At 67.7% G+C, this 20,337-nt stretch carries 15 protein-coding genes; 4 read left to right on the top strand and 11 right to left on the bottom strand.

All coding sequences use genetic code 11. The annotated features are described in order from the left end of the window. Nucleotides 1-22: 22 nt before the first annotated feature. The 6 genes from E0W80_RS09820 to E0W80_RS09795 all read right to left on the bottom strand — a co-directional run bounded on the left by E0W80_RS09820 (nt 23) and on the right by E0W80_RS09795 (nt 9,041). Complete coding sequence (locus E0W80_RS09820) at nt 23-4,204, bottom strand: PQQ-dependent sugar dehydrogenase (RefSeq protein WP_240740504.1); 4,182 nt, start codon at nt 4,202-4,204, stop codon at nt 23-25. A 104-nt stretch (nt 4,205-4,308) separates the two neighbouring features. Continuing rightward, a complete protein-coding gene (locus E0W80_RS09815) occupies nt 4,309-5,061 on the bottom strand; it encodes an ABC transporter ATP-binding protein (protein ID WP_131492300.1) in 753 nt (250 codons plus the stop codon). Beyond that, nucleotides 5,051-5,815, bottom strand: coding sequence for an ABC transporter ATP-binding protein (locus E0W80_RS09810; protein ID WP_194239288.1), 765 nt, complete (start codon nt 5,813-5,815; stop codon nt 5,051-5,053). Before E0W80_RS09810 ends, E0W80_RS09815 begins: the two co-directional genes overlap by 11 nt. After that, on the bottom strand, nt 5,812-6,927 hold the full coding sequence (locus tag E0W80_RS09805) for a branched-chain amino acid ABC transporter permease (RefSeq protein WP_231555088.1): 1,116 nt from the start codon (nt 6,925-6,927) through the stop codon (nt 5,812-5,814). The genes E0W80_RS09810 and E0W80_RS09805 overlap by 4 nt, the downstream gene beginning before the upstream one ends. Then, nucleotides 6,911-7,795, bottom strand: a complete 885-nt coding sequence (locus E0W80_RS09800; RefSeq protein ID WP_047524433.1) for a branched-chain amino acid ABC transporter permease — start codon at nt 7,793-7,795, stop codon at nt 6,911-6,913. Before E0W80_RS09800 ends, E0W80_RS09805 begins: the two co-directional genes overlap by 17 nt. A 10-nt stretch (nt 7,796-7,805) precedes the next feature. Further along, a complete protein-coding gene (locus tag E0W80_RS09795) occupies nt 7,806-9,041 on the bottom strand; it encodes an amino acid ABC transporter substrate-binding protein (RefSeq protein ID WP_197055682.1) in 1,236 nt (411 codons plus the stop codon). 127 nt (nt 9,042-9,168) lie between these two features. Between E0W80_RS09795 and E0W80_RS09790 the strand changes: the two genes are divergently transcribed. Then, nucleotides 9,169-10,182 carry a LacI family DNA-binding transcriptional regulator gene (locus E0W80_RS09790; RefSeq protein WP_131492299.1) on the top strand — a complete coding sequence of 338 codons (1,014 nt, stop codon included), beginning with the start codon at nt 9,169-9,171 and terminating at the stop codon, nt 10,180-10,182. Between the two features lie 100 nt (nt 10,183-10,282). Here the strand turns inward: E0W80_RS09790 and E0W80_RS09785 are convergent, their stop codons facing one another. From E0W80_RS09785 to E0W80_RS09775, 3 genes are all read right to left on the bottom strand, one after another. Then, nucleotides 10,283-11,785: an arylsulfatase gene (locus E0W80_RS09785; RefSeq protein ID WP_047524431.1), complete on the bottom strand. Its 1,503-nt coding sequence runs from the start codon at nt 11,783-11,785 to the stop codon at nt 10,283-10,285. Between the two features lie 87 nt (nt 11,786-11,872). After that, nucleotides 11,873-12,766, bottom strand: a complete 894-nt coding sequence (locus tag E0W80_RS09780) for a formylglycine-generating enzyme family protein (RefSeq protein WP_131492330.1) — start codon at nt 12,764-12,766, stop codon at nt 11,873-11,875. Nucleotides 12,767-12,841: 75 nt separating this feature from the next. Next, a complete protein-coding gene (locus E0W80_RS09775) occupies nt 12,842-13,996 on the bottom strand; it encodes an ROK family transcriptional regulator (RefSeq protein ID WP_131492298.1) in 1,155 nt (384 codons plus the stop codon). A gap of 123 nt (nt 13,997-14,119) precedes the next feature. On the opposite strand from E0W80_RS09775, the gene xylA reads away from it, so the two are divergent. The 3 genes from xylA (at nt 14,120) to E0W80_RS09760 (ending at nt 17,846) form a co-directional block, all read left to right on the top strand. Next, nucleotides 14,120-15,310, top strand: a complete 1,191-nt coding sequence (gene xylA / locus E0W80_RS09770) for a xylose isomerase (RefSeq protein ID WP_131492297.1) — start codon at nt 14,120-14,122, stop codon at nt 15,308-15,310. Between the two features lie 7 nt (nt 15,311-15,317). After that, nucleotides 15,318-16,622 (top strand): xylulokinase, encoded by a 1,305-nt coding sequence (xylB, locus tag E0W80_RS09765; protein ID WP_131492296.1) that lies wholly within the window; start codon nt 15,318-15,320, stop codon nt 16,620-16,622. Between the two features lie 231 nt (nt 16,623-16,853). After that, nucleotides 16,854-17,846, top strand: a complete 993-nt coding sequence (locus E0W80_RS09760; protein ID WP_131492295.1) for a DUF559 domain-containing protein — start codon at nt 16,854-16,856, stop codon at nt 17,844-17,846. Here E0W80_RS09760 and E0W80_RS09755 read toward each other — a convergent pair. Further along, nucleotides 17,777-18,805 (bottom strand): aldose 1-epimerase family protein, encoded by a 1,029-nt coding sequence (locus E0W80_RS09755; RefSeq protein WP_131492294.1) that lies wholly within the window; start codon nt 18,803-18,805, stop codon nt 17,777-17,779. The genes E0W80_RS09760 and E0W80_RS09755 overlap by 70 nt on opposite strands. Further along, nucleotides 18,805-20,319, bottom strand: coding sequence for an L-arabinose isomerase (gene araA / locus E0W80_RS09750; protein ID WP_047524425.1), 1,515 nt, complete (start codon nt 20,317-20,319; stop codon nt 18,805-18,807). The genes E0W80_RS09755 and araA overlap by 1 nt, the downstream gene beginning before the upstream one ends. Nucleotides 20,320-20,337 lie beyond the last annotated feature (18 nt).

Genomic DNA, 20,337 nt, shown 5'->3' with positions numbered 1-20,337 from the left:
CACCCCGCATCCGCCGACGCGACTACCCGGCCGTCACGGTGAAGCGGACCGTCGTCGCGTTGCCCGCGACGTCGTACACGACCAGCGTGTTCGCCCCTTCCACCGCACCGAAAGCACCCGGCTTCACGGCATTGAGATCGGACCACGCGTTGTCCGTCAGATCCTTCGCCACCCCGTTGAGGGTCAGGCGATCCACCTTCCCGGCATCGTGGAGCTTGAACGACACCAGACTGTACGTGCCGTTCGCACCGACCGTGAAGGAGCCGCCCGTTTTGACCGTAACCGTGGGAGCCGTCGCATCGAGGGTGAAGCGGACGGTCGTCGCGTTGCCCGCGACGTCGTACACGACCAGCGTGTTCGCGCCTTCCACCGCGCCGAAGGCGCCGGGCACCACCGCGTTCAGATCGGACCAGGCGTTGTTCGTCAGATCCTTCTCGACGCCGTTGAGCGTCAACCGGTCGACCTTTCCGTCATCGTGGAGCGTGAACGACACCTTGCTGTAGACGCCGTCCCTCCCCACGGTGAACGTCGCGCCGCTCTTCACGGTCGCCGTGGGCGCGGTGGTGTCCGTCGCCGCCATGGTGACCGACAGATCACGGAGGCGTCCGAAGTTGTCGAATGAGCCGAAGCCCACACGCCCCTCGGTGAACGTCTTGTCGTTCGCCGTCATCAGCGGTGTGTCGATCCCGTCCACGAAGACGGCGATGTCACCGCTGTCCGCGCATCGGAGCAGCCGCACCTCGTGCCACTCCTCGTCGGTGACAGCCGGTGGCGCTCCGACCGTTCCATCCCACTGGTCGTCGATCCGCTCGCGGTCGGCACCATTGACCTTGAAGATGCCGTTGTGGGCATAGATGGAGTTGTCCTGCGAGAGGTGCGCGTAGTAGTACTCCGTGTCGGACTTCCACCCGAAGACGATGATCACATCGCGGTTGTTGACCGACGCCTTCTCGTCGAGGCGCACCTGGCCGGTGAGATCGAACGAACCGAGCTCCGGGCCCTCGGTGAGCACGGCGTACTCGAACGGACGGCGGATCCCGTCGTTCGGGTTCGTCCCCGCTTCCGTGAGGATGACCTGGTCGCCGGGGAAGTCCCACTTGGCAGGGGTCTTCGGCGCCCAGTCATCCTGCGACATCACATCGGTGATGACGGTGCCGTCCGGCGTGCAGGTCGGCGGCGTCGGAGGCTCGACCTCCGGCACGTCGTACAGTGCATACTGCGCGGCCACCTGCTCGGCCGTGGGCACCGTGTCGAGCAGCATGATGTCGTCCATCCGTCCGTTGAACGGATTGGCCTCTCTGGTGTTCTGCGGGAAGCTCCCGCCGATCTTGATGCCCGCAGGCGCGGTGTCGGACGTCGAGCCCTCACCCCACGGATTGGCTGCGGTGTACTTCCCCGCGAGCTCCTCGCCGTTCATGAAGAGCTTCATCTCGCCCTTGCCGAAGTCGAAGGTCGCCGCCAGGTGCACCCAGTGCCCCTTCTTGAGGATCTCGTTCCAGGGCAGATCGGCCGCGAACGTCCACGAGCCGGCACCGTCGACGCGTCGCCCGAGCGCGACGAGCTTGAGCTCGCCACCGACCGTGATGACCTCGAGCAACGCGCGCACCGCGTGTCCGTCCGACGTTCCGGTGAGCACCCCCGCGAGACCGATCGCGTTGTACACGTCGTCCGGATTCGTCGTGCCCGAGTTCAGCGCCGGGTGATCGCCGGTGGGCTTGAACCAGCCCATGACGGACGCCTTGTCCGTGCCGGCGAACCTGTCCAGCGACTCGACACCGTCGGCGTCGTAGATGCCCGCCTTCCAGTCGTCGTTCGACGCCGTCCGCGGACTCATCTGCTGCGTCTGCAGCGCCTCGCCCGCGCCCGGATAGGCACGATCGGCGACCCGCATCTCGATTCCGCCGTTGATCAGGGAGATGTCGGTACCGGAGCGACCCTGATCGGTCTCGATGGTCGGCTTCGCCGCATCGGGGTGATCGAAGTCGTAGTGCGTGACGAGGTTCGGAGCGAGCGCCGGGAGCACGAACGGTGACGAGGGCTCGTCGACGGTCCGCGCACCGGTGACCTTCCAGATCTTCCCGTTCGCCTTCGACACGAGGTAGAGCTCGCCGTCGGCGTCGGAGCCGAATCGCAGATCGACGCGCTTGTCGCCGACCAGGTCCTGGAACGTCGTCTCCTCGCCGTCTGCGAACACCCGCAGCTCCTCGATCGTGGCGAGGTCACCGATGTCGCCGTCATTGCGGATCATCTCCTCCGCATCGGTGGAGAGCACCCACCCGCGCACCAGATCGGTGAAGAGGTAGCGCCCCTGCAGCTCCGCGATCTCGCCGCGGTAGACGAATCCGCCGTTCACAGCCACTCCCGCGTCGCCGGTCTGACCGGGATCGCGATTGTGATCGTAGGCCGCGACGGGATAGGTGAAGCCGTTCTCCGCATCGTCCTCCGGAAGCGGGAAGATCTGCCGGTTGTCGGCCACGAAGGATCCCTCGCGAACAGACCAACCGAAGTTGTCCCCGGGTTCGACCGCGTAGATCGACTCGACCTGCCATTCGCCGATGTGGGCGAGGTACATCGTGTGGTCGCCCTCGGGGTCCCAGCTGATGCGGTGGGGGTCCCGCATGCCGACGGCGAAGATCTCTGGAAGGGCATCCGACTCGTCGACGAACGGGTTGTCCGTCGGCACACCGTATTCGCCGTTCGCGCTGTCGTCTCCGGTCGGGTCCACCCGGAGGATCTTGCCCTGCGGTGTGGCGAGGTCTTGCGGATTGCCGTTGCCGACCCCGTTGCCGCCGTCGCCCACGAGCACGTACAGGTTGCCGTAGTCGGCGTCACCGGCCGAGACGGTCGGGTTGAAGGCGATCTGCTGCACGGTGTGGACACGACCGGCGAACGGGATCCTCATCACCTCGCGGTGTGTGCCCGCGAAGGTCTCCGCAGACGGGTCGTCGGCCTTCCACTCGGTGATCACACTGTGGAAGGCGGTGTTCCCGAAGGCGGGGAAGTCGGGAGTGTCCTCCGTGAGAGCCGATCCGCCCTCGGTGTGCACCGTGTAGAAGAGCCCGTTCTCGGCGAAATCGGGGTGGAACTCCGCCGACCCCAGACCGGTGCCGAGGCCTGCGCTGTTGTGGAAATTGTCGATGAACTCGTCGCGGACGTTGAGGTAGGGAACGTACTCGCCCAAGTCCTTGTCGACCAGATACAGGATGTCGTTGTTGTCGGGCACCATCAGCCGACCGGAGCCGTCGGGCACCTCGTCGAGGTGCGTGATCCGGTTGTGGCGCACGAGGCGCTGGTCCTGCGTGGCCGGGGTCGTGTGCGACTCCGGCAGCTGCGCCAGCTCGGTCACCTCGATACCGAGGTCGGCGAGCGCGGGATCGGGGAGCGGGTTGAGCAGGGGTTCGGTCGCGGTGCCTCCGGGTGCGCAGTCACCCGGGTTCCCGGTGGCGATCGCGAGGTTCTCCCCCGTGGTGTCGACAGCCACGTCGTCGAGCAGCAGTCGTCCTGTGCTCGATGCGCCGTTCTTCCAGAAGAATCGATCGAGTGCGCCGTTCACCGCCTGACGGAAGCCGAACTGCTGCTCGGTGCCTTCGGGCAGCCGGGTCCTCTCTTCGTACGCACCGCCCTGGCTGTAGACGGTGACCTTGTCGGTCGCATTGTCGGCGACGATCCACACGCACTGCCAGGCGTCACGAGACCAGACACCGGCAGATTTGAACGCTCCGCCGTCACGCACGCGAAGGATGTCGTCGTTCTGATTGTTCACGTAGGCCCGGCTGTGCACGTAGTCGTTCGGCGCGTCCACATCGGTGAGGCCGAACGAGGTGTCCACGCTCCCGGTGCGCAGGAACCGGAAGAACAACGTGCCGGTCTCTCCCTGCGCGATCGCGGGGATCTCCCGGTACGACTGCTGCCCTCCGCCGACGGATTCGACGACCTGGTTGTTGCCGTTCAACGGGTCGGCGACCACGCGCGGGGCCGTCGAGGCCACCCACCCGTCCTGCCCGTTCAATGCGACCCGTTCATAGGCCTCGAAGTCGATCAGCTCGGTGAAGGGTTCCGCGGCGGCCGCAGGAACCGCCGTCAACAGGGCTCCGACCACGGTCGCCGCGGCCACCACGGCTGCAGACCTTCGAAGTCGTCGGGAGCGCGGAGGCGCATCCGCTCGGGTCTCGCGGTTCGCCGGTCGCAGGGTTCGTTCGTGCATCACAGACCTCTCAACGTCATCGTCTTGCGGTGTCGTGCCGATAAGTACCGTGTGTGCATCTCCTCCGGGGCGGCACTGCAGCGGAGGAGCAGGAACGAAGGGCCTCAGCCCGCGTCGGTGACCGAGGGCTTGCCGCCCAGGTACAGAGCGGCGAGTGTCGGATCTGCGAGAAGCTCGGAAGCCGGACCGGAGATGTGCACGCGACCGAGATCGAGGACACAACCGATGTCCGCGGTCTCGAGCGCCCTCCGCGCGTTCTGCTCCACGAGCAGCACGGCGGTGCCGGCATCGCGCATTCGCACGATCTGCTCGAACACCTTCTCCGTGGTCTTGGGATCGAGTCCCATCGACGGCTCGTCGAGCAGCACCACCTTGGGGCTGACCATGAGCGAGCGTGCGAACTCGACCTGCTTCTGCTGACCGCCGGAGAGGAGACCCGCGAGCTGCTTCCACCGTTCCCCGACAATCGGGAACAGGTTCTGGACGAACTCGATGCGCTCCTGGATGACCGTCTGGTCCTTCAGCGTGAACGCACCGAGCATCACGTTCTCACCGACCGTCATCTCACGGAACACGCTGTGCCCCTGGAGGACGTGCGCGAGACCGTGACGCAGCATCGACTGCGGTCCTTCACCGGTGATGTCGCGGTCATCGACGCGGATGCTTCCGGACCGCGGCTTGAGCATGCCGCTGGCCACCTTGAGCACCGTCGACTTGCCTGCTCCGTTCGGACCGACCAGACAGACCACCGACCCGGGCGGCACCTCGACCGTGAGACCGCGGAGCACGAGGGCCGCACGGCCGTATCCGGCCTCGATGTCGCGCAGCTCGAGCAGATTCTTCGCTTCAGACTCCAAGGTAGGCCTCCAGGACTCGGGGGTCTTGCTGGATGATCTCCGGGGTTCCCTCAGCGATCTGGCGGCCGCGGTCGAAGACCACGACGTGGTCGCACAGGCTCATGACCATCTCCATGTTGTGCTCGACGATGATGAACGTCTTGCCTTCTTCGTTGAGCTCGCGCACGAGCGTGGCGATGCGGCCGATGAGCGCGGGGTTCACCCCTCCGGCGGGTTCGTCGAGCATGATCGTGTCGGGCTCGCCCATGAGCACACCTGCCAGCTCCAGGAGCTTCTGCTGTCCGTAGCTGAGGTTTCGCGCCTCGGCGTGCTCGAGGTGGTCGATACCGACGCGTCGAAGCCAGTTGCGCGCCCGCTCGAGCTCCTCCGGATCGTGCGCCGAACGGAGCTGCTGACGGATGTTCGTGCTGCGCACCGCGACGAGCAGGTTCTCCATCACCGTCATGCGCGGGAACACCCGGCACAGCTGGAAGCTGCGCCCGATGCCGGCGCGCGCGATGCGGTCGGGCGACTTGCGCGTGATCGCCTGCCCTCGGTAGCGCACCTCTCCGGAGTCGGGTTTGATCATCCCGGTCACGCAGTTGAAGAAGGTGGTCTTGCCCGAGCCGTTCGGCCCGATCAGACCGTTGACCTTGCCTTCCTGGAAAGTGACCGTGGCGCCGTCGACCGCGGTGACGCCGCCGAACGACTTCGTCATCGAGACCGTGCTCAGGCTTTCGAGTGTGGTCATGGGCTGTGCCGTGGGGGCGTTCATGACGACGTCTCCTTCGTCGAGGCGTCCGCTGTTCGCGTCTTGTTCTGCTCGAGCAGCTCGCCGGCGGTGACCTCACGGATCGAGGCCGCGTTCGACGAGCGGGTGAAGAGCCCCTTCACGGCCGGGATGATGCCGTCCGGCATGAAGAGCACGACGATGCCGAGCAGGATGCCGGTGGCGATGAGGTGGAACTGCGTGTCTCCGAACTCGAGCTTGAAGTACTCGAGGGCGACCCCGACCACGACAGCGCCGAGCAGCGGGCCGAAGAGGTTCCGCACCCCGCCGAGCAGCGCCATGAGCACCATGTAGGAGCCGATGAGGATCGAGAACTGGAAGATCGGATCCAGGTCGCCGAACCACAGCGCGTACAGACCACCTCCGAGCGCCACGAAGAGCGCGGACAGGACGTAGGCGATCAGCTTGTACCGCGTGGTCGGAACACCGAGCGACTGTGCCTTGTCCTCGTCCTCGCGGACCGACTTGAGCGCCGTGCCGAACTTGGACCGATCGATGATCCACCACACCACCAGCGCGAACGCCAAGAGTCCCGCGAACAGGTAGTAGAAGATGCGGTGGTGCTCCGGCCGCAGAACGTCGAACGGACGCGGGACGTTCAGGCCCTCGGATCCACCGGTCACGTCGCGCCAGCTCTGGAACACCAGCAGCATGATCAGCACGAAGGCGATCGAGACGATCACGAAGGAGGCGCCGCGGACGCGAAGGGCGGCGATGCCGATCGGGATCGCGATGATCGCGACGACCACGGCTGCCACGATCCAGGCGAGGAATCCGGGAAGGTCGAGGAACTTGATCAGCAGGCCGGTGCCGTAGGCGCCGAGCCCGAAGTACGCGGCGTGTCCGAGGGAGATGTATCCCGTGAACCCGCCCATGAAGTTCCACCCCGTCGACAGCACGGCGTAGTTGAGGATCACCACGCCCGCCGAGAGGATGTACGGGTTCGGGGCGATCGTGGGGAAAGAGAGGACGAGCGCGGCTCCGACGACGAGGAGCACGAGTTTCACCCACGTCGTCGACCTTCTCCGCACGGGAGCGGGTGGCGCGATCACGACCGTCTCGGTGGCGATCGGCTCTCTGCTAGAAACGCTGGGCAAGACGACCTCCGAAGAAACCTTGCGGACGGAACATGAGCGTGGCGAAGAGCGCGACGTAGAAGACCGTCTGCGCCCAGGTCGGCCCCAGCGGAAGCTGGAGCAGACTCTGCGCGACGCCGAGGATGAGCGCCGCGATCGCGGCACCGGGGATGCTGCCGAGCCCTCCGACGACGATGATCGCCATGAGCGGTCCGATCCAGTGCCAGTGGAGCGAGGGGTAGATCGTGGCATCGAGTGAGAGCGCGGTGCCGCCGATCGCCGCCGTCGCGAGTCCGAGACCGAACCCGTAGCCGGCGACACGATCGGTGTTGATGCCGACCAGCCGTGCGGCTTCCGGATGCTGGATGGTCGCTCGCAGCGCCTGACCGAACTTCGTGTACTTGAGCAGGACGAAGAGGAGAGCGAGGGCCACGGCCGCCAGCCCGAAGGCGATGAGCTTGACCACCGGCACCTGCGCGCCGAACACCTCGAGGCTGGCGCTGGCGTACGGCAGCGGGATGCGCCGCTGGGTACCGGTGAAGAAGAACCCGAGCGCTCCCTCGATGATCAGCGCCACCGCGAACGTGAGCAGCACCGACATCATGGTCAGCGTCAAGGGCTTGAGCCTCGACACCAGCAGCCGCTGCATCACCACACCGGTCACGAAGAACAGGGGCACCGTGACGACGAGCGACACGAGCGGATCGATCCCGGTCTCCCTGTTGAACCACCACGCGAGGTAGGCGGCCAGGATGAGGAAGGCCGAGTGCGCGATCATGACCACGCGCATGATCCCGAAGTACAGCGTGAGCCCGGCCGCCAGGAGGGCGTAGAGCCCTCCCAGCAGGACACCGAGGATCAGGCTTTGCAGCAGCAGTGCTCCACTCACGATGTGCGGATCACCACGTCGGCTTCGGGTACAGGAACTCGGCTTCCTTGACGTCCTCGGGGAGGACGATCAGGATCTCGCCGTCGATCCACTGCTGGATCAGGTGCGCACCCGTGGGCTTGCCGGTCTCATCCCAGCTGAGTTCTCCGACGACCGTGTCGACGGAGTTGTCCCGCAGCCAATCGATGAGCTCCTGCTGGCAGTCCCCCTGCTCGGCGCAGCCGACGGCCTCGACCGCGGCCGCGACGACCTGACCGGTCGTGTAGGCATTGGCTTCGTCCTCGGACGGCGGGTTGCCGTGCATCTCGGTGTACTTCTCGACGAACTCGATGTTGCTGGGGAACTGGGACTTCGGCGAGTACCCCGTGGGGGCGAGGATGCCTTCGGTCGCACCACCGATCGCGGCGGCGAACTCCGGATTCGTCGGAGCGGTCGAGAACGCCGCGAGCTCCGGCTGATAGTTCAGCTGCTGCAGCGCGATGATGAGGTTGACGGCATCCTGATACTGCGTGCCGCCGATCACGATGTCGGCATCCGACTGCGCGATCTTCGCGGCGATCGTGGAGAAGTCCGTGGTGTTCGGCGGGTAGACCTCGTTCACGAGGATCTCGACGCCGGCCTCTTCGAGCTTGTCCCGGAGTCCGTAGGCGGTGCCCTGGGCGAAGGGGTCGTCCATCGCCGCGACCGCGGCCGTCTCCGGCCTCTGGTCCTCAGGAAGGGCCAGCAGATAGTCCGCGAGGTTGTTGTAGTGGTCGTTGGCGATGGCCGGTGCCGCGTAGAAGAGATTGTCGAAGCCCTGCTCGAAGACCTCCTCGGCAGCGCCGGCCGGTTCGACGAACAACATCCCGTACTCCTGCGCGACGCGCGCCGAGGGCACGACCAGTCGTGTCGAGAACGGACCGAACACCAGGTCGACGCCGTCCTGGGCGATCAGCGACTCGTAGTCCGAGACCACCCGGTCGGCATTGGACTGATCGTCGAGGATCTTCAACTCGACCTGACGGCCGAGGAGACCCCCGCTCTCGTTCACGATGTCGCGCCAGGCCTCGTAGCCTCGCTCGACACCCTTGCCCGGTTCGGAGAAGTCGCCGGTGAGCGGCAGCGAGATGCCGATGACGATGGGATCGTCCGAGCCACCTCCCTCCGCCTCATCGCCGGGGGCCGAGCAGGCCGAAACCGTGAGCGCGGCGATCGACAGCGTCCCGATCGCCGCAGCGATCCGTCGACCGTGTCTGGGTGCAGTCATCCGAGTCTCCTACGTCATCGTAGCGAAAGCGCTTTCGTAAGCGCTTCCGCCACTATAGTGGGATCGAAGAACGAAGAGCAACCTACCTCGCAATCAGCGTTGATCTTGCTCCACAGGGGGAGGTTTCGTGAAGCGTGAAGGCGCGCCACGACTCATTGATGTGGCCGAAGCCGCAGGGGTCTCCCTCGCGAGTGCGTCGCGGGCGATGACGGGCGGACCGGGGATATCGCCCGAGGTCGCCGAACACGTGAGAACGGTCGCCAATCGGCTCGGCTACGAACCGAACATGCACGCGCGAGGACTCGCCGGCGGCCTCGTCCCGACGATCGGCCTCGTCGTGCACGAGATCGGCGACCCCTACTTCTCGGACATCGCGAGCGGTGTGATCCGCAGCGCGACGCTCGAGAACCGCTCCGTGCAGATCGCACAAGCCGACCGCACGCCCGACAGCGAGCTCGCTCAGGTCAAATCCCTGCTGCGCCAGCGCGTGGGATCCATCATCATCGCCGGCTCCGGCTACGCCGACCACCGCCGCGAGCTGGGCATGTCCGAAGCCCTGTTGGACTTCACCCTCGCCGGTGGCCGCGCCGCCGTCATCGGTCGACACCACCTTCCGGTCGACGCCGTGCTCCCCGACAACCACCGCGCCGGTATCTCCGTCGGCCGTCACCTCGCCGCGCTGGGACACCGCCGCATCGGCGTCGTCGCCGGGCCCCTCGACCTCAACACGGTCGCCGACCGCATCGCGGGTCTGCGCGAAGGCACCGCCGACACCGACGTCGAACTCACCGTGGTCTCGCAGGAGTTCACCCGGGAGGGCGGCATCGCGGGGGCCAGAGACCTGCTCGATCGGGACGTGACGGCCATCGTGGGTCTCAACGACGCCATGGCCATCGGCATTCTCAGCGAACTGCGCCAGCACGGCATCCGCGTGCCGGAAGAGATGTCGGTGGTCGGCTTCGACGACATCGCCGTCGCACCGGATGTCGCCCCCGCGCTCACCACCGCGCGGATCCCGATGTTCGAGATGGGGCAGCATGCGGTCTCGCTCATCCTTCGCCCGGCGAGCGATGAGGCCCGTACGATCACGACCGCGCACGAGCTCATCATCCGTCAGTCCTCCGGCCCGCCCCGGAGCTGACCCCCGCTCCGCCCCGCTCCGGTCGCTCCGGTCGCGATATGACAGCCTCCGGGCCATTTCTGGCTGCCATATCGCGACCGGAGCCTCGCGGGAGGGGGGCTTAGGAGCTGCCGGCGGTCGACGCCTCCAGCTTCTCCATGACCTGGTTGATCGTGAACGACGCCGATTCCTGCCGGGCCGGGAATTCCGCGAGGGTCTGCAGCATGCGCGCCACATATGCCTGCGCCGGCACGAACAGGAAGATCCGGTCGAGCACCCAGTCCCAGTAGGTGTTCGACGTGATGTCCGCCCGCTCGTAGGGATCCGTGCGGAGGTTGAACAGCTTCGGGAATCGCAGCTCGATGTACGGTTCCTGCCAGATCTGCAGGGTCCCGGAGGCGCGCTGCTCGAGGAACACGAGCTTCCAGTTGTCGAAGCGCAGTGCGGTGAGGTCGCCGTCATCCGAGACGTAGAAGAAGTGTCGGCGCGGACTCTGATCGACGGCACCGGTGATGTAGTCGAGCTGGTTGTTGCCGTCGAGGTGCACCGTGAACTCGGTCCCGTGCAAGTCCGTGCCCGACTTCAGCCGCTCCGCGATGTCCGTATCGCCGACAGCCGCGAGCAGGGTCACGAACCAGTCGTTGTGGCTCACGATCCCGTTGAGCGTCGTCCCGGCGGGGATGTGACCCGGCCAGCGGACCATCGCGGGCACGCGGTAGGCGCCCTCCCAGTTCGAGTTCTTCTCGTTGCGGAACGGCGTCATGCCGGCGTCCGGCCAGCTGTTCATGTGCGGACCGTTGTCGGTGGAATACATGACGATCGTGTTCTCGGCCAGTCCCAGCTCGTCGAGGAGGTCGAGCAGACTGCCCACGACGCCGTCGTGATCGATCATCGTGTCGTGGTACTCCGACTGCCAGCGTCCGGCCTGCCCCTTGCTCTCTTCCTTGGTGTGGGTGCGGAAGTGCATGTGGGTGGAGTTGAACCAGACGAAGAAGGGGGTGTCGTCGTCTGCCTGCGTGCGGATGAAGTCCGCCGCCGCATCGCGGAACTCCTCGTCGACCGTCTCCATGCGCTTCTTGGTCAGCGGTCCGGTGTCTTCGATCCGTTGCGTTCCGTCGGCGTTCGCCCAGCTGTGGAGCACACCACGCGGGCGGAACTTCTCGCTGAAGCCGGGGAACTCCTCGTCGGTCGGGTAGTCCGGATGCTCGGGCTCCTCCTCCGCGTTGAGGTGGTAGAGGTTGCCGAAGAACTCGTCGAAGCCGTGCGCGGTGGGCAGGTGCTCGTCTCGATCTCCGAGGTGGTTCTTGCCGAACTGCCCCGTGGCGTAGCCGTGATGCTTGAGCGCGTCCGCGATCGTGGGGTCTTCGGGCTGGAGGCCCAGCTTCGCGCCGGGCATCCCCACCTTGGTGAGTCCGGTCCGATAGGGGTTCTGGCCGGTGATGAAGGCCGCACGTCCCGCCGTGCAGCTCTGCTCGCCGTAGTAGTCGGTGAACTTCACGCCCTCATCGGCGATCCGATCGATGTTCGGCGTCCGATAGCCCATCAGACCGTCGGAGTACGTGCTCAGGTTGCTGATGCCGATGTCATCGCCCCAGATGATGAGGATATTGGGCTTCTCGGCCATGGGTGACTCCTTGCTTCAACCGGTGAGAGGGGGGCGGATGCCCTCGGTCGAAGCCAAACAGGTCCACGGGCCGAAACCCAGGACGCCTCACTCGGAGCGGGTGAGGCGGAACCCGATGTGCGACATCCCCGTGTCCTCCGCTTGCGGCGAGCGCGCGGCAGGCCGGAACCGCAGGCAGTAGTCCGGCGAGCACAGGTGGGATCCGCCTTTGAGCACGCGACGGGGGATGCCGGGGAAGCCTTCCTGCGCGCTCGCTGCGGCGAGGAGGTTCGTCCGCTTCCCCGCATCGACCGGGGTGTCGGAGAGACGCAGGTGCCGCGGGGTGTAGAAGTCGGTCGTCCACTCCCAGACGTTGGCGATCATGTCGTACAGGCCGTAGCCGTTCGGCGGATAGGAGCCGACGGGCGCTGTGCCGCCGACACCCTGGTTGTCATAGGGGAAACGACCGAGCCAGGAGTTCGCTTGGGCGACGCCGCCCGGGTACGGCTCGTCCCCCCACGCGAACGGCGCGCCTTCCAGGCCGCCGCGCGCCGCGTACTCGTGCTCGGCTTCCGTGGGCAGCCGCATCCCGACCCAGTCCGCGTAGGCCACCGCGTCCTCGAACGCGACGTGCACGACCGGATGCTGCATCCGGTCGTCGATCGAGGAGTCCGGTCCGAAGGGTCGACGCCAGAAGGCTCCGGGCTGCCAACGCCACCAGTTGCGCCAGTCCCCGAGATTCGTCGGTCCGGACGTCGGAGTGAAGACCATCGCTCCGGGGACGAGGTCGGCAGGGTCGGCGCCCGGAAACGCGGCCGGATCGAGCTCCCGTTCGGCGACGGTCACGTACCCCGTCGCGTCCACGAACTCGGCGTACTGCGCGTTGGTCACCTGATAGCGGTCGATGAAGAACGAGGCGACCTCACGCTCGTGCACCGGGCGTTCATCGGGGTAGAAGTCCTCGGACCCCATCAGGAACGTGCCGCCCGGGATGTGGACCATGTCGCGCGAGTTCGTCACGTGACTCAGCGTAGTGTCCGACTCTCCGCGGCTGCAGGGGTGTTCTCGGAGGGGGTGTCAGATGACGCGGGCGGTCGTCCACGCGAGTTCGGCGGCACCCAACAGCAGGCGGTCTGCCGCGAGGGAGGCGGGGAGGATGCGCAGACCTTCCGCGTTCTCGGTCATCGCTCGAGCTGCCACGTCCGCGGCGAAGCCCTCCACGTCGACGCTCTCGAGGAGGGCGAGGAATCCGCCGAGGACGACGACGGAGGGGTTCAGGATGTTGACGGCGTCGGCGATCGCCTGCGCGAGGAAGGCCCGCTGGCGGGAGCACTCGGCGCGGACGGCGTCCTCATCGGCAGCCGCGGCGAGCGCGCTGGCGAGCGTCGCCTCGTCTGCCACCGCGAGACCGAGCGCCGCCAGCAACCGCGCCCTGCTGACGACGTCTTCCAGGACCGCATCGGAGGAGACGTCGACGCGGTTCTGGCCGAACTCACCGGCGAATCCGCCCACACCGCCCACCGGCGCCCCGTGCACGATGATCCCCCCGCCGATGCCGGAGGGGCCGCCGTTGAGGTAGACGAGATCGTCCACGCCCTGGGCGGCGCCGAAGAGGTGCTCGGCGAGCGCACCGAGACTCGCATCGTTGCCCACCGCCACCGGGAGCCCGGTCGCCGCGGCGATGGATGCACGCAACGGCAGATCGGTCCATCCCAGGTGCGGCGCATTGCGCACGAGTCCGTCCGCGGCACGCACCAGACCGGGCACCGCCACCCCCACCGCGATCACGCGCATCCCTGCGAGCGCACCGCGTGTCCAGCGGTCGATCACTCCGGCGACGAGGGGCGCCACCTCGTCCGCACCGAGCAGTGAGGTCGACTCGATCCGTTCCCGCACCGCGATCGTGCGCGCGAGGTCGATCGCTGCGATCTCGACCGCGTCGACCTCGGGGTTCACGGCGATCACGACCGTCGTCGGAGCTGCGGCGACCACGGGCGACGGGCGCCCCACCCGGCCCACCGGTCCCGGCTCGCGCTCGACGACCCAGCCGTCACCGGCGAGTTCTGCGACGAGGTCCGCGATGGTCGAGCGGTTCAGTCCGGTCGCGGCGGTCAGCTGGGCGCGCGACTGCTCGCCGCCCAGATGGACGAGACGGAGCACACGGGCGAGGTTGCCGGCACGCACCCCGCCGTTCGCGTCCTTGGCGGCGGCGCCCTCCCCGGGTTCGGTCACGTGGTCCTCGCATTCCCGCTCGGTGTCTCAGTCTAGGAGGCTGGACATCCTGCTCTTCTCCGTATAAGTTGCTGTCAACAACATATACGCGCACGCCGCCGTGCGCCCGTGCGAAGGAGCATCATGAGCCTCACCCCGACCCGCGCCGACAAGTTCTCGTTCGGTCTCTGGACCGTCGGATACAACGGCTCCGACCCCTTCGGCGGTCCGACGCGTCCGGCCCTCGACGTCGTGCACGCCGTCGAGAAGCTGGCGGAACTCGGCGCCTACGGTCTCACCTTCCACGATGACGACCTGTTCGCCTTCGGGTCGACGGATGCCGAGCGCCAGACGCAGATCGACCGCCTCAAGGGTGCGCTCGCCGACACGGGTCTCGTCGTGCCGATGGTCACCACGAACCTGTTCAGCGCCCCGGTCTTCAAGGACGGCGGCTTCACCTCGAACGACCGCCAGGTGCGCCGCTTCGCGCTGCGCAAGGTGTTCCGTCAGCTCGACCTGGGCGCAGAGCTCGGTGCGCGCACGTTCGTCATGTGGGGTGGTCGCGAGGGCGCGGAGTACGACTCGGCGAAAGACGTGCGTGCCGCGCTGGAGCGCTACCGGGAGGCCGTCAACCTGCTCGGCGACTACGTGACCGACAAGGGCTACGACATCCGGTTCGCGATCGAGCCGAAGCCGAACGAGCCGCGCGGCGACATCCTGCTCCCCACCCTCGGCCACGCGATCGCGTTCATCGACTCCCTGGAGCGCCCCGAACTCGTCGGCGTCAACCCCGAGGTCGGACACGAGCAGATGGCGGGTCTCAACTTCACGGCCGGCATCGCCCAGGCTCTGTACCACGGCAAGCTCTTCCACATCGACCTCAACGGCCAGCGCGGCATCAAGTACGACCAGGACCTCGTGTTCGGCCACGGCGACCTGCACAACGCCTTCTCCCTGGTGGACCTGCTCGAGAACGGCGGCCCGAACGGCGTGCCCGCCTACGAGGGACCCCGTCACTTCGACTACAAGCCCTCTCGCACGGAGGACGAGACGGGGGTCTGGGACTCGGCTGCCGCCAACATGCGGACCTACCTGCTGCTGAAGGAGCGTGCTGCGGCCTTCCGCGCCGATCCCGAGGTGCAGGAGGCGCTGGCCGCCGCGAAGGTCGCCGAACTCTCGACGCCGACGCTCGACGAGGGCGAGTCCTACGACGCCTTCCTGGCCGACCGCAGCGCCTACGAGGAGTTCGATGCCGACGCCTACCTCGGCGGCAAGGGCTTCGGGTTCGTCCGCCTCCAGCAGCTCGCGACCGAGCACCTGCTGGGCGCCCGGTGATCGGCTGATGGCGCTCGTCCTCGGCGTCGATTCGTCGACGCAGGCATGCAAGGTCGTCGTCGTCGACGCCGAGACGGGAGCGGTGGTGCGCAGCGGTCGCGCCCCTCATCCCGACGGCACCTCGGTCGATCCTGAAGCGTGGTGGTCCGCGCTGACCGCCGCGATCGAGGCTTCCGGGGGTCTCGACGACGTCACGGCGTGGGCCATCGGCGGGCAACAGCATGGGATGGTGGCGCTCGACGCCTCGGGCGCCGTCATCCGCGATGCGCTGCTCTGGAACGACACGCGCTCCGCGGAGGCAGCGGCCGACCTCGTCGCCGAGTTCGGTGCGCAGGAGCTGGCCGAGCGCACGAACGTGGTGCCGGTGGCGTCGTTCACGATCTCGAAGCTGCGCTGGCTGCGCGACCACGAACCCGAGAACGCGGCTCGTGTGGCGGCGGTCGCCCTCCCCCACGACTGGCTGACGTGGCGACTCCGCGGCTACGGACCGGCAGGGGCCGAAAGCGCGCCCCTCGGACCCGCGTTGGATCAGCTCGTGACCGACCGCTCCGATGCGTCCGGCACCGGATACTGGAGCCCCACGACCGGACGCTACGATCGCGAGCTGCTGATCGCAGCCCTCGGACACGACGTCGTGCTGCCGCGCGTGCTCGGTGCGGACGAATCCGTGGAGGATGCGAGCGGCCGCCGGGTCGGGCCGGGGGCAGGCGACAACGCGGCGGCCGCACTCGGACTCGGCGCGGGCCCCGGCGACGTCGTGGTCTCGATCGGCACCAGCGGCACGGTCTTCGCGGTGAGCGCGGAGCCCTCCGCCGACCCGTCCGGCATCATCTCGGGGTTCGCGTCGGCCGACGGCCACTTCCTCCCCCTGGTCTGCACGCTCAATGCGGCGCGGGTGCTCGACGTGACGGCGGCCCTGCTCGGAGTCGACCATGACGAGCTCAGCAGGTTGGCTCTGTCGGCGTCGGCCGGAGCGGCAGGGCTCTCGCTCGTCCCCTACTTCGAGGGTGAGCGCACCCCGAACCTGCCCGATGCCACGGCGACCCTCAGCGGTATGACCCTCGCCTCGACCACGCGCGAGAACCTGGCGCGCGCCGCGGTGGAGGGCATGCTGTCGGGGCTCCGCGCAGGACTCGACGCCCTGCGGGAGGCGGGAGTGCCGCTGCGGCGAGCGCTGTTGATCGGCGGCGGGGCGCAGTCGGAGGCCGTGCGGGAGATCGCGCCGCAGGTGTTCGGCATCCCCGTCGAGGTGCCGGCCGCGGGTGAGTACGTCGCCCTGGGCGCTGCCCGTCAGGCCGCCGCGCTGCTCTGACCCGCCCTTTCACGTCCGCGCCCCGTCCCCCACATCCGGTTCCGCATCCCGTCCTCCACAGCCGATCCGCATCCCGTCCTCCACAGCCGGTTTTGTCGGCGCACGCACCCCACGCTCCGGTCGCGATCTGGCAGCCAATTCGCCTCCCAGAGCTGACATATCGCGACCGGAGGAGGAGCAACCCTGGGGAGAGCCGTCCACGCGGCACGCGTCCGGTGCCAGCGTCGAGGGATGGGACGCACACGAGACCCCCTTCCTCCGAACCTCGGCGACAGTTTCAGTCTGCGAGCCGCATATCGCGCGGGGGTCGGACGAGGCCGACTCAGCGCCGACGATCTGGAGCGCCCGTTCCCGGCCGTACGGCGGCGACTCCCTCCAGACCGCTCAGAACAGCCGGACCCGTACCGACGCCAACGGGATGCGCGTGTCACCGCCGCCCGGGCCTACGCCCACCGCATGCACGAGCGGCAGCACATCAGCCATGAATCGGCGGCTGCGCTCTGGGGTGCTCCCTTGCCCCTGACCCGCACCCTGGAGGGGGCTATCGCGGAGGCGGACGCGCTCGGCGTGCATGTCACCACGATCGGCACGGGCCCACTATCCCGGGTCCGCGGCGTGGTCAGGCATCGCGGGAAGGAGGATCGCACGGCCACGACGCACCTCGAGGGCATCCGTCTCTCGGATCCCGCGACCACCTGGGCCGCTCTCGGCCGACTGCCCATCTTCGATCTCGTCGCACTCGGCGACTACTTCTGCCGCGCCTGGCGCTCCGGTCATGGTCGCCCTACACCGGGACGGGCACCGCTAACGACGATCGCTGAGCTCGAAGCTGCCCTGAGCACAGGCCGCCGCGTCGGAATCCGCAACCTGAGGGAAGCGCTCCCGCTGATCCGCGAGGACTCCTGGTCGCCGCGTGAGAGTCGGGTGCGCTGCCTCCTGGTCCAGGCCGGACTGCCGGAGCCCGAGCTCAACGTCGACATCTTCGAGGATGGTGTCTTCCTGGCCTGCGGTGACCTCGTCTACCGCCGACACCGGGTGCTCATCGAGTACCACGGCATGATGCACGGCGCGCAGTGGGCGGCGGACGTCGAGCGTGCCGCGGCGCTGCGTGCGGCGGGGTGGACGGTGATCGAGGTGACGGCGCCTCTGCTCGCTCAGCCCGAGGTGCTCGTGCGCCGCGTACGTGCCGCCCTTCGCTCCGGTCGCGGAATGGCACCGAATTGAGCCGGGAGCCATGCGTTTTCGCGACCGGAGGCCGCTGGACGTGAGATCCCGAAGATCCGCCACGAGGCGGCGTGCGCCTCACCCGGCGCCAGGGTCACCAGGTCGACGCCGGAGTTGAAGGCATCGGGAGGACACGTCATCGGTTCGACCGCGAGCCCGATGCGATGGGTCGACGCAACGGCGGGGGTGTCGGCGGTATGCACCTGCACCCATGGGCACCGCCGGTCCCACGCGATCCCGACGCCCTCCCCCGTAGCCGCGACGACGCGGACCTCCGCGATCTCGTCCGCACGAGCGAGCGAGGTGAACGCGTGGTCGATGAACACATCGCCGATCCGCCTCCCCTCGCGGAAGTCCCATTCCGGGTGCTCCGTCACGGACTCCACGGTGACCGGGCTCAGCCGCTTCGGGGTCACCGTCAGCACCTCGGATGCCGGAAGGGTGAGCGTCCAGTCGTCCACGCGTCCGGGCCCGGCCACGAGGTAAGGATGCGGTCCGGTACCCCACGGCGCCGTATCCGCACCGAGGTTGCGCGCCGTGACGGTCTGGTGCAGTCCATCGGCATCGAGGCGATAGTCGACCTCGACCTCGATGCGGAACGGGTAGCCGGCCTGAGGCTCGATCACAGCGGCCAGTGAGACGCGATCCTCGCTTACGAGGCGATCTTCGAACTCCACCCAGACGAGGAGTCCATGGAGGGCTTGGCCGCGCTCCGGTTCGGTCAGTGCCAGCTGGTGCTCGGCACCGGCGAACCGGTAGCGTCCGTCGACGATGCGGTTGGGCCAGGGAGCGAGTGTCGCCCCACGATAGGCCGGGCGCACCTCATCCGCATCGAAGGGGACCACCAGGTCGCGCCCGTCGAACGTCAGCGTCCGGAGAGTAGCGCCGACGCTCGCGATCTCCGCCGCATAGCCGTGGCCGGTGAGACGCCGCTGTCGACCGGAGCGAGGCGCCACCATCAGAGCCCCTGCGCCAGGCGGTAGTACGCCTGATTCCAGCGCACCTGCTTCTGGAACTCCGGCAGCGTCGTGCTGTCGTCGATCACCAGCAGCTCGACCTCTGCCATCTCGGCGAAGTCGCGGAACGCCTCGATGCCGACCGCGGTCGACATGACGGTGTGGTGTGCGGCCCCCGCCGTCAGCCACGCGGCGGCACTCGTGGTGAAGTCCGGTTGCGGCTTCCAGACAGCACGCCCGACCGGGAGCTTGGGCAGCGCGGCGCGCGGTGGCACGTTCTCGACCACGTTCGCGGTGAGACGGAAACGGTCGCGCATGTCGCTGAGGGCGACGACGACCGCGGGCCCCGGGTCCGCCGTGAAGACGAGTCGCACCGGGTCGTCCTTGCCGCCGATGCCGAGCGGATGGATCTCGAGCGTGGGCTTCGCGGTGGTCAGCGACGGCGAGACCTCGAGCATGTGGGCGCCGAGGATCAGCTCGTCGCCGGGCGTCATGTCGTAGGTGTAGTCCTCCATCAGGCTCGCGCCACCGGGGAGACCGGAGCCCATGACGTTGGCGATGCGCACGAGCACCGCGGTCTTCCAGTCTCCCTCGGCGCCGAAGCCATAGCCCTCCGCCATCAGTCTCTGCACTGCGAGACCCGGCAGCTGCGTCAGGGCGCCCAGATCTTCGAACGAGGTCGTGAAGGCGCTGAAGCCGCCCTCCTCCAAGAAGGACCGGAGCCCGAGCTCGATCGCGGCACCGTCGCGCAGCGAGGAGTGCCGGTCGCCGCCGCGGCGGAGCTCGGGGGCGACCTCGTACAGTTCCTCGTACTCGGCGACCAGCGCGTCGATCTCACCGTCGGATGCTGCCGCGACGGCATCCGCTAGCTCGTTCACACCCCAGGTGTTGACCTGCACGCCGAAGCGCAGTTCCGCCTCGGTCTTGTCACCCTCGGTCACGGCGACGAATCGCATGTTGTCCCCGAAACGGGCGAGCTTCAGATCGCGGGATGCCGCCAGCCCGGCGGCCGCACGCTGCCAGGTGCCGAGCTCCCGGCGCACACGCGGGTCGGAAGCATGCCCCACGATGGTCTTGCGCGGCACGCCCAGGCGCGTCTGGATGTATCCGAACTCACGGTCGCCGTGCGCGGCCTGGTTCAGGTTCATGAAGTCGAAGTCGATGTCGGCCCAGGGCAGCTCGACGTTCGCCTGCGTGTGCAGATGGGCGAGGGGCTTGCGCAGGGCGTCGAGGCCGGCGATCCACATCTTCGCAGGGCTGAAGGTATGCATCCAGGCGACGAGACCGATCACCCGATCATCGGCGTTGGCTTCGAGCGCCGTCCGCTTGATGGCCGCCGCATCCGTGAGCACCGGCTTCCAGACGATGCGCACCGGGATCTCGGCGGACTCATCCAGCAGCCGGGCGATCTCCTGGGACTGCGCCGCGACCTGCGCGAGCGTCTCGGGGCCGTAGAGGTGCTGACTGCCGGTGAGGAACCAGACTTCGTAGCCGTCGAGCGAGGTGGTGAGAGCCATGGGGCGTGCCTTTCGAGT

The organism is Microbacterium sp. PI-1, from assembly GCF_004337555.1.
In the GTDB taxonomy this organism is placed as follows: Bacteria; Actinomycetota; Actinomycetes; order Actinomycetales; family Microbacteriaceae; genus Microbacterium; species Microbacterium aurugineum.
The sequence above is the reverse complement of the archived record's forward strand: the minus strand, read 5'-3'. Positions and strand labels throughout refer to the sequence as shown.

Excerpts from the sequence above, each read along its gene's own strand:
- E0W80_RS09820 (WP_240740504.1), bottom strand. The coding sequence starts at position 4,204 with ATGCACGAACGAACCCTGCGACCGGCGAACCGCGAGACCCGAGCGGAT.
- E0W80_RS09810 (WP_194239288.1), bottom strand. The coding sequence starts at position 5,815 with ATGAACGCCCCCACGGCACAGCCCATGACCACACTCGAAAGCCTGAGC.
- E0W80_RS09795 (WP_197055682.1), bottom strand. The coding sequence starts at position 9,041 with ATGACTGCACCCAGACACGGTCGACGGATCGCTGCGGCGATCGGGACG.
- E0W80_RS09785 (WP_047524431.1), bottom strand. The coding sequence starts at position 11,785 with ATGGCCGAGAAGCCCAATATCCTCATCATCTGGGGCGATGACATCGGC.
- E0W80_RS09780 (WP_131492330.1), bottom strand. The coding sequence starts at position 12,766 with ATGGTCCACATCCCGGGCGGCACGTTCCTGATGGGGTCCGAGGACTTC.
- xylA (WP_131492297.1), top strand. The coding sequence starts at position 14,120 with ATGAGCCTCACCCCGACCCGCGCCGACAAGTTCTCGTTCGGTCTCTGG.
- xylB (WP_131492296.1), top strand. The coding sequence starts at position 15,318 with ATGGCGCTCGTCCTCGGCGTCGATTCGTCGACGCAGGCATGCAAGGTC.
- E0W80_RS09760 (WP_131492295.1), top strand. The coding sequence starts at position 16,854 with ATGGGACGCACACGAGACCCCCTTCCTCCGAACCTCGGCGACAGTTTC.
- E0W80_RS09755 (WP_131492294.1), bottom strand. The coding sequence starts at position 18,805 with ATGGTGGCGCCTCGCTCCGGTCGACAGCGGCGTCTCACCGGCCACGGC.
- araA (WP_047524425.1), bottom strand. The coding sequence starts at position 20,319 with ATGGCTCTCACCACCTCGCTCGACGGCTACGAAGTCTGGTTCCTCACC.